This window comes from Streptomyces sp. NPDC021225 (genome assembly GCF_044332865.1).
Taxonomy (GTDB): Bacteria; Actinomycetota; Actinomycetes; order Streptomycetales; family Streptomycetaceae; genus Streptomyces.
This window is the reverse complement of sequence record NZ_JBIRPV010000019.1, coordinates 166,669-180,431: the sequence shown is the minus strand read 5'-3', so window position 1 is coordinate 180,431 and position 13,763 is coordinate 166,669. Positions and strand designations below refer to the sequence as shown.

The window sequence follows — 13,763 nt, the reverse complement described above, 5'->3', positions numbered from 1 at the left end:
CCCGCGGAGCGGGTACCACATCGCTGCGCGATGTGCAAGCGGGGCGGTCGCTGCGCTCCCGCTGGCCCTCGCGATGCGAGGGCGGGTCCCCTGCGCTGCGCTTCGGGGACTGGTGGGGCCGGTCGCTGCGCTCCCGGCTGGCCGCGTAGCGCGCGGCCGTGGTTGGCGGGGTGTCAGGTGCGGCTAGTTGGGCCTCCAGTAAGGGAGTTGGGGAGCGCTTCGCGCTCCTGGACGGGTCCGCTGCGCTCCCCTGCCTGACGGTCCTTCCGGCTGCGCCTCCAGAACCTTGGGGCCCGCTGGCCCGGGCCGGGCCGGCTACGGGGGTGGGGGTCGCTCGTTCGTGTGGGTTCTAGTGTACCGCGTGCATCAGGTTGATGCAGCATGTACCGTTGGCGGAAACATGGGACACCCCCCAACCACCCGGGAACCTCCCCGGAATTCCGAGAGGAACGACCGTAGATGACCTACGAATCTACCGGACCTGATCCTGGGCTGAGCAGCGATTTTGTGCGCCGGGTGACGCAGTACCAGACAGCGGGCGCGAACGCCCGGTTGAAGCTGATCGCGCTCCTGGAGGCGCAGGGCGTGCCCGCGGGCGAGGCCGACGACCTGATGGCCGCGCTGGAGGCCGGAGCGCTCGCCGGGGCGCAGCGCGAGGTAGAAGAGCTGGACCGTATGGCGCCGGCCTCTCAGGGCGAGGTGTCCGCAGACGCGTGGGATGACGGCGTGATGGCCGTGAGCATGGTCCTGGTGGACATCGCGGACCGCGTCTGGGGGCGGCGCGGCGGCCGGTCTGCCGGGACGCTGAACTGACCGTACACATCGCAGATGTGAGGCAGCGTGAGCGGGCGGACCTGGTGCGGCTGGAGAGGTTCGTCCGGGAGACCGTGCTGCCGCGTACCAACCCGCACACCACGGCGCGGCGCCGGGTGCTGGAGGCGCTGGGCGAGGCCGGCGGTCTGTGCACGGCCCGGACGCGGAACGCGGACGGGGATGTCGTCGTCTGCACGCTCGATGCCGGGCACTACGACCCGGACAACAAGCCGCCTTTCAAGGACGGAAAGCCGGGCGGCTGGCACAAGGCGGATGCGTCGATCTGGAACGACTTGGGTGCGGCCTGCATTCCGCACGCGGCCCTCTGAAAGACCACAAGAGTTCAGCGCTCGGGGAGGCATAGAAATGTCAGCGATTCAGCTCAAGGAACACCAGGTAGATCAGCGCTCCGCGTTTCGCAGGTGGGTGGGATTCCCTGCAAGGTCATCTGTGCCCCCGCAGGGTGCCCGGGGCACGATCGTGTCAGCGACCGGTTCGGGCAAGACGATCACGGCCGCCGCGTGCGCGCTGGAGTCGTTCGCGGACGGCCGGATCCTCGTCACCGTCCCGACCCTGGACCTGCTCGCGCAGACCGCTCAGGCGTGGCGCCTGGTGGGCCACCGGGCCCCGATGGTCGCGGTGTGCTCGCTGGAGAACGACGCGGTCCTCAAGTCGCTGGGGGTGCGGACCACCACCAACCCGATCCGGCTCTCCCTGTGGGCCGGGCACGGGCCCGTCATCATGTTCGCCACATACGCCTCTCTCGTGGACCGCGAGGACTTCGACGACCCGACGGGCCAGCGGAAGGTTCGCGGTCCGCTGGAGGCCGCCCTGGCGGGCGGAGACCGGCTGTACGGCCAGCGCATGGCGGGCTTCGACCTCGCGATCGTGGATGAGGCGCACGGCACCGCCGGTGGCCTCGGACGGCCATGGGCCGCGATCCACGACAACCAGAGGATCCCCGCCGACTTCCGGCTCTACCTCACCGCGACCCCGCGCATCCTCGCCGCAGCCCGGCCACAGAAGGGAGCGGACGGCCAGGAGGTGGAGATCGCGACCATGGCCGACGACCCGGAGGGCACGTACGGCGCGTGGCTTGCAGAACTCGGTCTGAGCGAGGCGATCGAACGCGAGATCCTCGCCGGGTTCGAGATCGACGTCCTGGAGATCCGCGACCCCTCGCCGGTCCTCGGGGAGTCGGAGGAGGCGCGGCGGGGCCGGCGTCTGGCCCTGTTGCAGACGGCGCTCCTAGAGCACGCAGCCGCATACAACCTCCGTACGGTCATGACCTTCCACCAGAAGGTGGAGGAAGCCGCGGCGTTCGCGGAGAAGCTGCCGGAGACCGCTGCCGAGCTGTACCTCAACAACGCCTCAGACGAGGACCTGGCCGCCGCAGACAAGCTGCCGAAATCCTCCATCGACGCGGAGTTCTACGAACTCGAGGCCGGCCGCCATGTCCCGCCGGACCGGGTGTGGTCGGCGTGGCTGTGTGGCGACCACCTCGTGGCCGAACGCCGGGAAGTGCTCAGGCAGTTCGCCAACGGCATCGACGCGGCCGGGCGCCGGGTGCACCGCGCCTTCCTCGCGTCCGTGCGGGTGCTCGGGGAGGGCGTGGACATCACCGGCGAGCGGGGCGTGGAAGCCGTCTGCTTCGCCGACACTCGCGGTTCGCAGGTGGAGATCGTGCAGAACATCGGCCGCGCGCTCCGGCTCAACAAGGACGGCTCCACCAAGGTCGCCAGGATCATCGTGCCGGTGTTCCTGGAGCCGGGCGAGGACCCGACCGACATGGTCGCCTCCGCCAGCTTCAAGCCGCTCGTGGCCGTGCTCCAGGGACTGCGCAGCCACGATGAGCGCCTGGTCGAGCAGCTCGCTTCCCGCGCGCTCACCAGCGGCAAGCGCAAGGTGCACGTCCGGCGTGACGAGGACGGGCAGATCGTCGGGGCCGGCGGGGAGGGCGACTGCGAGGACCAGGAGCAGGACGACACTCAGGCCGCCGCCGAAGCGGCGCTGCTGCACTTCTCCAGCCCGCGCGACGCGGCGACGATCGCGGCGTTCCTGCGCACCCGGGTCTACCGGCCGGAGTCGCTGGTGTGGCTGGAGGGCTACCAGGCCCTGCTGCGCTGGCGGGCGGAGAACGAGATCACCGGCGTCTACGCCGTGCCCTATGACGTGGAGGTCGAGGTCGGGGTCACGAAGGACTTCCCCCTCGGGCGGTGGGTGCACCAGCAGCGCAAGGCACTGCGGGCGGGTGAGCTGGAGGACCGGCGCAAGGTCCTCTTGGACGCGCCGGAGGCCGGGATGGTCTGGGAGCCGGGCGAGGAAGCGTGGGAGGCCAAGCTCGCCGCGCTCCGGTCGTACCGGCGGGCCACCGGGCACCTCGCGCCGCGTCAGGACGCGGTGTGGGGCGAGGGCGAGGCGATGGTGCCCGTCGGGCAGCACATGGCCAACCTCCGGCGGAAGGGTGCGAAGAACGGCCTGGGCAAGGACCCGGAGCGGGCCGCCGTGCGCGCGGCGCAGCTGACGGAGATCGACCCGGACTGGGACTGCCCGTGGCCGCTGGACTGGCAGCGCCACTACCGGGTGCTCGCCGACCTGGTCGACGCCGACGGCGTCCTGCCCTACATCGCGCCGGGCGTCGTCTTCGACGGCGACGACGTGGGCAAGTGGCGGTGGCGGCAGCAGGAACCGGGCACCTGGGCGCAGCTCCTCCCCGAGCAGCAGGAGCAGCTGACCGCGCTCGGCATCAACGCCCCTGCGGCCCCGTCTCCCGCCCCGACGACGCCCCGTGCGACGAAGGGCCCGAGCAAGGCGCAGCAGGCGTTCCAGCGCGGCCTGGCGGCCCTCGCGCAGTGGGTGGAACGGGAAGGCGCGGAGCGGCCGGTGCCGCGCGGCCACGGTGAACAGATCGCGGTCGACGGCGAGACGGAGCCGGTCGTCGTGAAGCTGGGCGTGTGGGTCTCGAACACCAAGACCCGCCGCGACAAGCTCACCCAGGAGCAGCGGGCAGCGCTCACGGAACTGGGCGTCGAATGGACATAGCAAGTGGCCGAACCTTTAACCGGACCGCACGAGGCGCCGGTCCGTCATGGCAACACCCGGGGTCTCGCGCTGCAGTGTCATAGCGAGTTGCTGCGTGCCTTGTACCGCTTGGCCGTGTGCTCCAAGAGCTTTCGGCAGGCCTCTGCCATGTCCTTGAGCTGCTCGTCATCGATGACAACGTTCAGCACGAACCCACCATTCGTGGTGGGCATCGCCCCGCGGACTTCCGAAGCACGGAGGTTAGGCCAGAAGCGACCATGAGCAAAGCCGGAGGCCACACGCCACAGCGCCTGAGTCGAGGTGGGATCGAGTCCAGCGCTCGCAGCGGCTTCACTGATGATGCCTGTGGCCTCGGGCTTCATCAGCTTGGGAAGACCGAGGCTGTCGGCCAGTTGCTGGACCTCCGCCCGGCGCTCTTGGCCCGTCCTGCCTCTGGGGCCCGCGACGTGGTTGGTGTCGGACTCGTGCTGCGCACGGTTACGAAAGTCTTCGGCCCACAGTGAGAGCACTCGGTGGCGGCGCTGGTCCCGATCCTTGCCGTGCAGGAGCCATACAGCCGTGGCGAAGTTCTCCAGAGCAGCACGCAGCAGAGTCCAAGGGCTGTACGGATCGATCTGACCTGCGACGGCCACGAGTTTCGTCAGGGCTTCAACCTGAATCGGGCCAGCGGAAAACGAGGACTGGATGAACTTGGCGGCGCCCCATGCCTTCAGGGGTTCATCGTCTTTGATCAGGCTGCTGCCCGGCACAGGGTCAGGCAGCAGGAAGAAGTGGTTGTCGCCTCGGTATGCTGCGGCGGCGCTGAAGAGTGGTACGAGGTAGGAGACGTCTTCTCGCCCCGTAGCGGACGCGCTCATGGCTTCACCGTACGCCGCCTGTGAGATGCATCGCCTGCAGTTTTATCCTCCCCACTGATGTGGGGCTGCCAACGCACAGCGCGGCGTCCCCTGCCGACGCTCAACAGCAGGGAGCGCGCCCCGGTCCCCAACAGCGTCCTGCAACGGTGCGCCGGTCAGCGGTCCAGTGCGGGCAGGGTGGGCCAGGCCGGTACCGAGCATGACGCGGTCGACGGGCCCGCGGCTGTTCGGGATCTACAGGTCGAACTCGAGGTGCTCAATACCGGTGAAGCGGACCTCCTCCAGCTGGCCAGCGCGGCGGCTGTTGTCCTGGAAGTACACCTCCTTGAGCGCTTCGGCGGCGATCTGCTGGAGCTGCTGGTCGGTAGCGCCCTGCTCCTGGGCGTCGAAGAGGCGGGCGGCGTACTGCGGCGGCAGCGCCACGGTCAAGTGCCGGAGGCGGTCCTCGTCCGTCGTCCCGATCGGCGCGGTGTAGCCGATCCGAGCGCGGGTGTCGATGACGATGCCGCCGGTGGTCGCCGCCTTCTGACGCGCCTTGGCACGGATCTGCGGCTGCCACCGCTTCTTCACCTCCCGCTCCAGGCGTGCGGCGAGGTCCGGCCGGGGCTTTTTGATCTGGTCCTTCACGTACCGCTCCACGGTGCGCTGGGAGATCCGCAGCATCTGGGCGACCGGCTTGGTGCCCTTGAGCTGCTTGACCAGGTACCGCATCTGCGCGCCCGCAGTCTTGGGCACCGGACGGGTGAACGCCTTGTGCACCGCGGCGTCCAGGCCGTTGCCGAACAGGCTCATCGCGCTCTACCTACTCCCCGGTGTCCTGGGCGGTGACGGTGCCGTCCTTGATGTACCGAGCGAGATTGAGCTCCGGGGCGTTGAACTGCTCGCGGACGCCCTCGCCCCACAGCACGCTCTGGGTTCCCTCCCACTTCACCAGGCCCGGGTTCACACCGAGCTTGAAGCCGCCCGGCAGCGGCTTGCCGTCCCGGTAGGGCAGGAAGTCCAGCGGCGACGGCCCGTCGGAGGCGTAGACGGCGCAGTCCGAGAGGACGGCCACCGGATACTGCCCGGTGAAGGCTGCGTGCTTGACGATCTTGCGGTGCATGTTGATGCGGGTGCGGGAGATGACGGCGGCGCGGATGTCCGGGCGCCAGGTGGGCCGGGCAAGGGCCCGCCACGGCTGCCCGGGCTTCCAGCCCTCCCCGCGCGGGCGCTCACGCAGCTTGCCGATGCCGCCCTTGACCGTCGCCTTGATCGCGGACACCACGACCGCCAGCTGAGGGTCACGCTGCCGGTAGCCGTCCATCGCCGTGAGGAAGTCGGCCGACGGCAGGTCCGCGTGCACGCCGAGGTCGGCCATCGTGGCGAGGTAGGCGTCGCGCAGCCGGTTGTACCAGGCGTCCAGGTAACGGCCGTTGTCGTGGCGGACGTACGCCTCGATCGGGCGCACGTCGTAGCCGAGCTCCACCGCGTAGGCCACGGTCGGCGTGGCGTACCAGGCTGGCCCCTCCGGGCCCTCGCCCTTCGGGGTGAACGGGCTCGGCAGCAGCTCGCCGTCCAGGTCCGTCCACTGCCTTGCGAGCTTCACGCGGGACAGGTCGACGTGGCTCAGGTCGACCAGCCAGGAGCCGGGCAGTTTCGGATCGAAGACGGGGTTCTTGATGTGCGTCGGCGCCCCAAGGCCGACCGTGAGGCCGTTCGCGCCGGCGGCGAAGGCCATGTTCACGTCGATGCCCACCAGGTGAGGGCGAAGGCATTCGGCGTCGGTGAGCGGGCGCGCCCAGTCGTACGCCTCCTCCACCAGGACCTCGGCTGGGGTGCGGTGGTGGAAGCGCGGCAGGTCCTTCAGCAGCGGGTGCCCGTCGGGTGCCTCGCATGGCGCGCAGTCCACCGGGTCCTTGCCCAGCGAGCCGGGGTTGTGCTCGGAGTGTCGCTTGCCCGTCGCATCCGGTTCGGAGGCGCGGGTGGGCGGGTGCAGGGCGGTCATCAGCTCCAGGCCGGTCACGGCGGTGGAGCCGCGCGGTGTCATCACGCGGGCCGCATACGTGCCCAGCAGCCGGGCGAGTTCCGCCGGTGGCAGCTGCCCCGCATTCGCCCAGTGCCGGGTGTCGAGCGCGTCCCACGATGGGATGCACAGCTGCACGCATGCCCGCTCCGCGCCCTGCGCGGGGCGGTAGATCCTCGCCCACGGCCCGAACCCGCGCTTGGTCAGCTGCCAGTCGGCGCGCGTCAGCTGCCTGATGACCTTGTGGCCCTCCGGGATCCGTCCGGCCAGGCGCTCCTGCTGTGTGAGCGTGACGGGCAGGCCGTAGTGCTCGCACGCGGCCTCGGTCAGCACGATCAGCGGGTCGGCGTCCTTGCCCGGCCCGGACAACTTCGGCTGGCCGAGCAGCCCTTCGCGCAGCGTCCACTCCACCAGGGCCGCAATCGACTTCGCCGGTACGTCCAGGACCAGGCCGCCGACGCAGTACGCCAGCACCTGACCATCTGCGTCGACGTCGACGATGGCGAGCGGACCGTTCTCGAAACGCGGATCGGCGCCGCCCGCCGGGGTGCCTGCGGGGGCGGCCTTCTTCGCGGCCGGACCGCGCGGCGTCGGCCTGGTCGTGGCCGCCGGGCGCGGTACAGCGGCAGGGGCGGCGGGGCGGAGTGCGGTGTTCGCAGGCTCCGCAGCGGGGCCTGTGGGTGCGGTGCGGGCTTGGGCCGGTTCGGCTGCCGGTGGCGCAGGAGCGGCCGGAACGGCAGGCGTTCCGGGGACCGCCCTGTCCTCAGGGGGCACCGGAGCGTTGGCGGGGTAGAGCTGGGCGAGCTGCTTGAGCATGCGGGCGTATGCGTCGCGCTCCGGCGGCCGCGGCTCGGTCTTGCCGGCCTCCCAGCCGCTGACCGTCGCCCGCCGCACCTGCAGTGCGGCAGCCACCTCGTCCAGCGTCAGCCCGTGCGCCTGGCGCAGCCGCTTGCGTTCCGCCGGGGGCGGCAGCGGGGAGCGGGACGCGATGAGCGCGTCGACCGCGTCGAACAGCTCGGACATGCAGCACCTCCTGTCCCGCAACCCTAGCGTGAAGCGCACGTTTCGCGTACCAAACACGTACGGATTCCGTAAACGGCGGTTGGTGGCACGGTTGCCCTGGAAGGGCGGCGCCTTCGGGCTTCGGTTGCTGCGAGCTCTTCAGCCGTCTTTAGCCGAGGGTTTGCGGTGGCGTCTTGGCTTTGCCTGAACTGGCCGGAGGGAGCGGCATGGCGTGAGAGATCTGGAGGAGCAGACGGCCGTGCACCAGCCATCGCGGGGGCAGAACGCTCGGGGGCGGGAATGGGTGAGATCGTCAAAGGACTCGAACGAGCGTTGCTGACCCGTCCCGTGCCCACGAGTGACGCCGCTGTACGTTTCCTACTCAAGACGCAGAAGGGCTCCACAAAGAACGTAGCTGTCCTCCTGGGGATCTCCCAGCGCACGGTACAGAGGTGGGTCACCACCCGGCCGGGAATGCGCCGCCGCCCCAGTGCTGTGCATGCGGGGCTGATCGACGAGGCCGTCAGGGCACGATGGCAGCCTCTGGTACGCGCCCGCCAGCGAGCCCGGGCCGAGGCCGACGGCTTTGTCTTCCACACCAGGGCGCGGTTCGGATTCGCCGCTCCGGCAGGATCGTCGGACGATCCGCGAGTACGGCTGATCACCCAGTATCTGTCGGGAGAAGTGGCCCGCGAGCTGTTCGCCGCCCGGGACGCCGGCGGGGGCGAGCAGCAGCAGATGGTGGTCCTCGCCCGTGCTTTGGGGCATGCCTACTTCCGGGACGGAGGCCTGCGTGCCCACGGTCTCGGGATCGCCTTCACCGATGTGGAGTTCGCCGAGTTCTCCATCGGCTGACCGTGCACCAGGGTTCGGGCTCAGCGCGAGGGCGGGGTCTGGTGCCGTGTCAGCATCGCGTCGTAGTGCTGTGCTTCCTTGCGTTCGCGCCAGTCCCACTCGATACGGCCGGTGCGCTGGTCGGCGGGCGGCTGGGGCGGTCGGAGCCTAGCGCCCTCGGCCACGCGCAGCAGGTGGGTGCGGTCGTGGGGGCCTGCCAGCAGATGTGGGTCCTGGCCGGGCTCGAGCCGGGCAAAGCACACGGCGGCCTTCAGGAAGACGCGCGCCCACGGCGGCACCCGGTAGGTGGCGCAGCCGTCGGTGTAGCGGGCGCGGTCGTGCAGGGTCAAGGTGGCTGCGGCGTCGTCGTAGTCGCCGGGGCAGGCGGTGGCGAGCTGATGGAAGGAAGCGCCGGTGAAGAGCGAGGCGGCGACGGCGGCGGCCAGGCGGGGATGGGCGGTCGCGGCGGCCAGGCGCCGGGCGGCTTCCCGGGATGTCCGCCGGGTGAGAGGTGCGGGTGGCGGGCGGTGCCGGAAGACGATCGGCGGCGGTGCGCACGGGGCGGTGCAGGGGATGGGGCTGTCGTAGGAGACCAGGCGCTCCAGTGCGGGCAGAGTGAGCCACCGATCTGTCGGCTGGGCGGGCTCGTCGGCAGGCTGGGGTACGGGAGCGGTCGTGCCGTAGTAGTGGCGTCGGGCGGCCTGGAAGTCGGCGGTGATGGCGTAGTCGGCCCTTTCCAGAGCTTGGTGCAGGGCAGCGGGCAGGTGGGGGCGGTGGCAGACCAGGGTCAGGTGGATACCCGTTAGGGCGCGCAACTGCAGGAGGCTCATCGTGCGGCGGGCGGTGAGGCGGTGGGCGCGCAGGACGGTCAGCCGGTTCACGGGCAGGGCGGTCATCCAGGCGGCAGCGGCTTCCCAGGCGGGCTGACGGCCGGCGGGGAAACGCCCCGGGAGGAGGGGCGGTTTACCCAGGGCGGCGAGAAGGTCGTGGGCGAGGCCGGTTTCACTGGTGGTGCCCGGGCCGGGGTGCAGGGTGATCCGGCCGGACGGCGGATGGTGGGCGGCCAGGGCGGTGTGCGTGTGAACCGCATCGTCGCCCGGGTCGATGACCACGGCGACCGGCGGTGGCGCGGCGGACGGCATCGCGGCGTGGTGGTCAGGCGAGGCGGCTGAAGGCCCAGCGCAGCAGTTCCTGGTCGACGCGGGGGCGGCCGGTGCGGGTCAGGGCGGTGCGGGTGTGGGCGGTCAGCTGGGCCCAGGCGCGGAAGTTGCCGTGTGCGGCGTGCTGGTCGGCGAAGGTGATGTCGTCGGGGTCGGCGTCGGCCCAGACGGGGTGAAACAGGGGGATGGCCTCGAGAACTTCGCTGGGGGTGAGGCGGGTGAAGTGCTGCCAGATGAAGATGCGGGAGGAGAGCATCGGTTCACGGCGCAGCACGGTGTGGCAGCCCTCCCCGCCGACGAAGATGATCGCGAGCTGGGTTGAGGGTTCGTCCCACAGGTAGCGGAAGTATTCGAACGCCTCCCCGTTGAGCCACTGGGCCTCGTCCACGAGGAAGGTGCGGGGGCGTTCGGCCAGGGCGGTCTTCAGCAGGCGGTCGAACTCGCTGGGGTGGCGCGGTGGTTCACCGGCCAGGTCGAGCGCGGTGAACAGTTCATAGCGCACCGCACGGGCGGTGGGACGGGCCCGGAAGGTGATCTTGCGGACGTCCTCGCCGGGTTCGAGTTCGCGCAGGCAGGTGTTGACGGCAAGGGTCTTGCCGAAGCCGGCGCCGCCGTGGATGCACATCATGGCGCGGGCGGCGACGGTGTCGCCGATGTTCTCCCGAGCGGTGAGCAGGGCGCGGGTGGTGACCACTGACGCGTCCGGGAGGTCGACGTACTGGTAGGTGGCCGCGGCGGTCACGAGGCATCTCCGTCTGCGTCGGTGGCGGGGTGTTCAGCCGGCTCGGGCGGGCCGTCCGGGGCGGGGGCAGGATCGCGGCCGGGCGGAGCCGGTGCGGGCTGGTCGGAGGTGGTGAGCGCGGCGAGGGAAGCGGGTGTGCGCCACCCCGCCGGTGGTGCGGCGGGCGGGATGAGGTCCGGCAGCGCCAGCTTCGAGGCGTCGGTGTGCTCGACGGCGGCTAGTTCACGCCCGGCTTGAGCGGAGGTGAGGGCTCCCAGCCGCTGGGCCGGCCCGGCCGTGGTGGCCGGGGCGAAGCGCTGTCGGCGCAGTGCCTCGGCGGCTTTCACCTCGGCGCGCAGACGTCGGGCACGCTCCGCACGGGCTGTGCGCAGGGCCTCGAGTTGTTCGGGGGTGGCCGCGTCCGCGAGGTGCGCGGGCCCGAGATACCCGCCGTTCGCGTCACAGATGTCGATCTCGTGATCGTGGTGCGGCATGTAGCGCACTGTGACGGGACGGCCGGCCTGGCCGGTCATCCATGGGGCGATGTAGGTGCGCCCGCGCCACCGCACGCCATGGCTGGTCAGCTTCCGCGGGCGGCCGTCGTCTTCGAGGGTGAACGTCCACAGGTCGGTGGCGGGGACGTCCGTGACGGGAGTCGGATCGGCCTGCCATGCCTCGAGCGGCGTACGGCCGGACAGCGCCTGCGGCCGGTGCTCGGTGTTCCACCAGTGTGTCCAGGCCAGCACTTCCGCTGTGAAGTCCTGAAACGACATGGCATCGGACGTCTCCGGCTTGCGGCCCGCGCCTTTGCTTCGCCGGCCGGAGCGGGGCTTGGCGGAGGTGAGGGTGTAGCCGGGCAGGGCCGCGAACAGCATCCGGTCGACGGCCCGGTTGAGGTTTTCCACTGTGCCCTTGAGATGGGGGCTGTAGGCGGGCAGGTCCTTCACCGTCACGCCCATCGTGCCGAACGCGGCAGTGACGGTGGTCGACAGGAAGTCCTTGCCCCGGTCCACCCGCACCTGCTCCGGTGTCCCTCCCGCGGGGCCATAGGGCTCTTCACGCAAAACAGCGGCGCGCAGCGCGACCAGCACGGAGGCGCGGGAAGGAACGCCAGGAGTGATCGCGGTGCCGGTGATGACTTTGGTGGCGGTGTCGATGAACCAGGTCACCCACGGGCGCACCAGGTCGCCGTCGGCATCGACCAGCAGCGGTGCCTGGACGTGATCGGTCTCCCACACGTGATTGCGCCAGGAGGCCGCCCGTTTGCCGAAGACGTCGTGCGCGCGTGCCGCGTCCGGTCCCGCGGCAAGACCGGCCCGCTCCCCCGCAGTGAGATCACGACGCACCGCGCGCAAGAACGTCGACAGCGACGGCACCGGGTCCAGCAACGGCACCGCAGCCGGCGGGGCGCCCGCGGGAGAGGCTGCGGATTCAGACGCCGTCGTCGGCTGACCGTCACGGCCGCGCGTCTCGGCCCGGGCCACCAACTGGCGGTGGACCGCGGATGCGTTGCCGCGCCAGTACGCCAGCAGTACCCGGATCTCCCTGGTGATCTCGAACCGGTCAACGCTGCGTTCCCCGGGACGGACCGCGGCCCGGGGTGACCGTGAGGCCTCAGCCAGCCACCGCCACACCGTCCGCTCCGACACGCCCAGGCACTCCCCGGCCAGGCGCACATGCTCCCGCGACAGCCGCCGCTCGGCGCGCAGCGCCAACAGACGACGCACCGCCGGCGCCCGCAACGCCGTCAACGACTTCTCCCTCAGCACACCGGCCGGATCCTGCGGCGGCGCCAGCGGCTGTCCGTCCACCCCATGCCCCTTCGTCTCATCCGCTTCCATGGAGCCCGCATTCGCTCACCTCGTCCAAACGGGTGAAGGCCCCCGTACACGAGCCCTTCGAGCCGCCCGGATCGTCATGAATAGGGCCCAAGACGCGCGCAGGCCTGCTCGATCAGCTCCCGGTCCACACTCCTTGCGGGGTCGCGCTCGCGGGCCGCGTAGACGTGCGACGTGATCTTCGCCCAGGTACGGAAATTGCCGCGTGCCATCTGCTCGTCCACCCGCGCAACGTCGTCCGCATCCGCCTGCGCCCACACCGGATGGAACAGGCTCAGCGTCTGCGGCACCCCAGACGCATCCAGCCGGCCAACCTGATGCCAGGTCAACACCCGCGAGCGCAGCGCCGAAGCGCGGGCAAGAGCCCGTTCACTTCCCGCCCCGCACAGCACCAGCGCCGCCGCACAGCCCGGCGCGTCCCACAACTGCCGCAGATAGTCCAGCAACGGCGGCGTCAGACGCTGGGCGTCATCGAGAAACAGCACACCCGGCTCGGCCAGGGCCCGCATCAGAGCCTGGCTGGCCGGCCCGGCCCGGTGCGGCAGCGCCCCCGCCGGCAGCCCGAGCGCTTCGCACAGCGAGGCCCGCAGCTGCGGCAGACCGGGCGCCACCCCGGCCACCGCCCGCCACACCGGCACCCGGCCAGGCAGAAGATGCAACGCCTGCTCGACGGCGACCGTCTTCCCCAGGCCCGTGTCCCCGTACACACAGCACATCCCCCGGGCCGCGACCGTATGCCCCACCGCCTCCACCACACCGGCCACCTGCCGCGTCGACACCAGCCGGGCCCCCGGCACGTACAACCGCACACCGCCGCCCCGCACCCCCGTATCCGCGGCGCCCTCCGGCACCGGCACGTCGGCGGGCGGCCCGTCGACAACAAGCGGACCACCCGCCCTGTCCACGAGCCCCAAATCCGCCAGTGCCAGGTCATACCGGCTCGGCTCCAGCCCGGCCCGGGCCCCTGCCGGACGGGCCACCTCAAGAACCCGGCCCGCACCCAGATCCCGCTTGATCACACGGTGCAACGTCGGCAACGAGGGCACACACTCCGCGCCCCACCCCTCCAACACGCCCTCTTCCTGGGCCCGGAGCATCCTGCGCCGCAACTCCGCGACATTCCCGCCCGCCTCCGCGAGGACCTCCCACAACGCGTCACTCAGCGAAAACCCGTCCTGCCGCGGCCGCGCCTCGACATGGCCCCGGCGCCCATCGGCCAGCCACCGCCATACCGTCCGCTCCGACACTCCCGCCAGTTCCGCCGCGATCCGCACATGCAACCCCGACAGCGCCCCTCCCCCATCCACCGCAAGAAGCCGCCGCACCACCACACCCCGCGCCAACGGCGCACCCCCGGCCGATCCCACCTCGGCCCCACCCGCCGAACCACCCTGAACCGTCACACGGCCCAGCCCACCCGACCCCACACATCCCTCACATAGGAACAGCGAAAGCCATGACAGCCAGGAACCAACCTGCTAGCCGCACCACAAC

Annotated in this window: 11 protein-coding genes; 4 read left to right on the top strand and 7 right to left on the bottom strand. The window is 71.0% G+C overall.

The genetic code is table 11. The annotated features are described in order from the left end of the window. Positions 1-459 precede the first annotated feature (459 nt). Genes ACH4S9_RS44700 through ACH4S9_RS44690 form a run of 3 tightly spaced genes read left to right on the top strand, consistent with a single transcriptional unit; the run spans position 460 to position 3,855 of the window. The gene (locus ACH4S9_RS44700; protein ID WP_398377320.1) at positions 460-813 is read left to right on the top strand and encodes a hypothetical protein; all 354 of its coding nucleotides are present in this window, start codon (positions 460-462) and stop codon (positions 811-813) included. 17 nt (positions 814-830) lie between these two features. Beyond that, on the top strand, positions 831-1,142 hold the full coding sequence (locus ACH4S9_RS44695; RefSeq protein WP_385351130.1) for a hypothetical protein: 312 nt from the start codon (positions 831-833) through the stop codon (positions 1,140-1,142). 37 nt (positions 1,143-1,179) lie between these two features. Continuing rightward, complete coding sequence (locus ACH4S9_RS44690) at positions 1,180-3,855, top strand: Helicase associated domain protein (RefSeq protein WP_398377316.1); 2,676 nt, start codon at positions 1,180-1,182, stop codon at positions 3,853-3,855. A 77-nt stretch (positions 3,856-3,932) separates the two neighbouring features. On the opposite strand, the gene ACH4S9_RS44685 is transcribed toward ACH4S9_RS44690, so the two are convergent. The 3 genes from ACH4S9_RS44685 to tap form a co-directional block, all read right to left on the bottom strand. Beyond that, positions 3,933-4,712, bottom strand: a complete 780-nt coding sequence (locus ACH4S9_RS44685; protein WP_398377314.1) for a hypothetical protein — start codon at positions 4,710-4,712, stop codon at positions 3,933-3,935. A 234-nt stretch (positions 4,713-4,946) separates the two neighbouring features. Then, positions 4,947-5,504: a telomere-protecting terminal protein Tpg gene (tpg, locus tag ACH4S9_RS44680; RefSeq protein WP_385351139.1), complete on the bottom strand. Its 558-nt coding sequence runs from the start codon at positions 5,502-5,504 to the stop codon at positions 4,947-4,949. A gap of 10 nt (positions 5,505-5,514) precedes the next feature. Further along, positions 5,515-7,737 carry a telomere-associated protein Tap gene (gene tap / locus ACH4S9_RS44675; protein ID WP_385351142.1) on the bottom strand — a complete coding sequence of 741 codons (2,223 nt, stop codon included), beginning with the start codon at positions 7,735-7,737 and terminating at the stop codon, positions 5,515-5,517. Between the two features lie 279 nt (positions 7,738-8,016). Between tap and tpg (ACH4S9_RS44670) the strand changes: the two genes are divergently transcribed. Continuing rightward, on the top strand, positions 8,017-8,571 hold the full coding sequence (gene tpg, locus ACH4S9_RS44670) for a telomere-protecting terminal protein Tpg (protein ID WP_398377311.1): 555 nt from the start codon (positions 8,017-8,019) through the stop codon (positions 8,569-8,571). 20 nt (positions 8,572-8,591) lie between these two features. Here tpg (ACH4S9_RS44670) and ACH4S9_RS44665 read toward each other — a convergent pair whose 3' ends face one another. The 4 genes from ACH4S9_RS44665 to ACH4S9_RS44650 all read right to left on the bottom strand — a co-directional run bounded on the left by ACH4S9_RS44665 (position 8,592) and on the right by ACH4S9_RS44650 (position 13,672). Continuing rightward, the gene (locus ACH4S9_RS44665) at positions 8,592-9,692 is read right to left on the bottom strand and encodes a hypothetical protein (RefSeq protein WP_398377309.1); all 1,101 of its coding nucleotides are present in this window, start codon (positions 9,690-9,692) and stop codon (positions 8,592-8,594) included. Positions 9,693-9,705: 13 nt separating this feature from the next. After that, positions 9,706-10,452 carry an AAA family ATPase gene (locus ACH4S9_RS44660; RefSeq protein WP_398377307.1) on the bottom strand — a complete coding sequence of 249 codons (747 nt, stop codon included), beginning with the start codon at positions 10,450-10,452 and terminating at the stop codon, positions 9,706-9,708. Continuing rightward, on the bottom strand, positions 10,449-12,158 hold the full coding sequence (locus tag ACH4S9_RS44655) for a Mu transposase C-terminal domain-containing protein (protein ID WP_398377324.1): 1,710 nt from the start codon (positions 12,156-12,158) through the stop codon (positions 10,449-10,451). Before ACH4S9_RS44655 ends, ACH4S9_RS44660 begins: the two co-directional genes overlap by 4 nt. 188 nt (positions 12,159-12,346) lie before the next feature. Continuing rightward, entirely contained in the window at positions 12,347-13,672 is a 1,326-nt protein-coding gene (locus tag ACH4S9_RS44650) for an AAA family ATPase (RefSeq protein ID WP_398377305.1), read from the bottom strand. Positions 13,673-13,763: the final 91 nt, after the last annotated feature.

Bases quoted from the DNA above. Each gene is read 5' to 3' on its own strand.
- ACH4S9_RS44700 (WP_398377320.1), top strand. From the start codon at position 460: ATGACCTACGAATCTACCGGACCTGATCCTGGGCTGAGCAGCGATTTT.
- ACH4S9_RS44690 (WP_398377316.1), top strand. From the start codon at position 1,180: ATGTCAGCGATTCAGCTCAAGGAACACCAGGTAGATCAGCGCTCCGCG.
- ACH4S9_RS44685 (WP_398377314.1), bottom strand. From the start codon at position 4,712: ATGAGCGCGTCCGCTACGGGGCGAGAAGACGTCTCCTACCTCGTACCA.
- tpg (WP_385351139.1), bottom strand. From the start codon at position 5,504: ATGAGCCTGTTCGGCAACGGCCTGGACGCCGCGGTGCACAAGGCGTTC.
- tap (WP_385351142.1), bottom strand. From the start codon at position 7,737: ATGTCCGAGCTGTTCGACGCGGTCGACGCGCTCATCGCGTCCCGCTCC.
- tpg (WP_398377311.1), top strand. From the start codon at position 8,017: ATGGGTGAGATCGTCAAAGGACTCGAACGAGCGTTGCTGACCCGTCCC.
- ACH4S9_RS44665 (WP_398377309.1), bottom strand. From the start codon at position 9,692: ATGCCGTCCGCCGCGCCACCGCCGGTCGCCGTGGTCATCGACCCGGGC.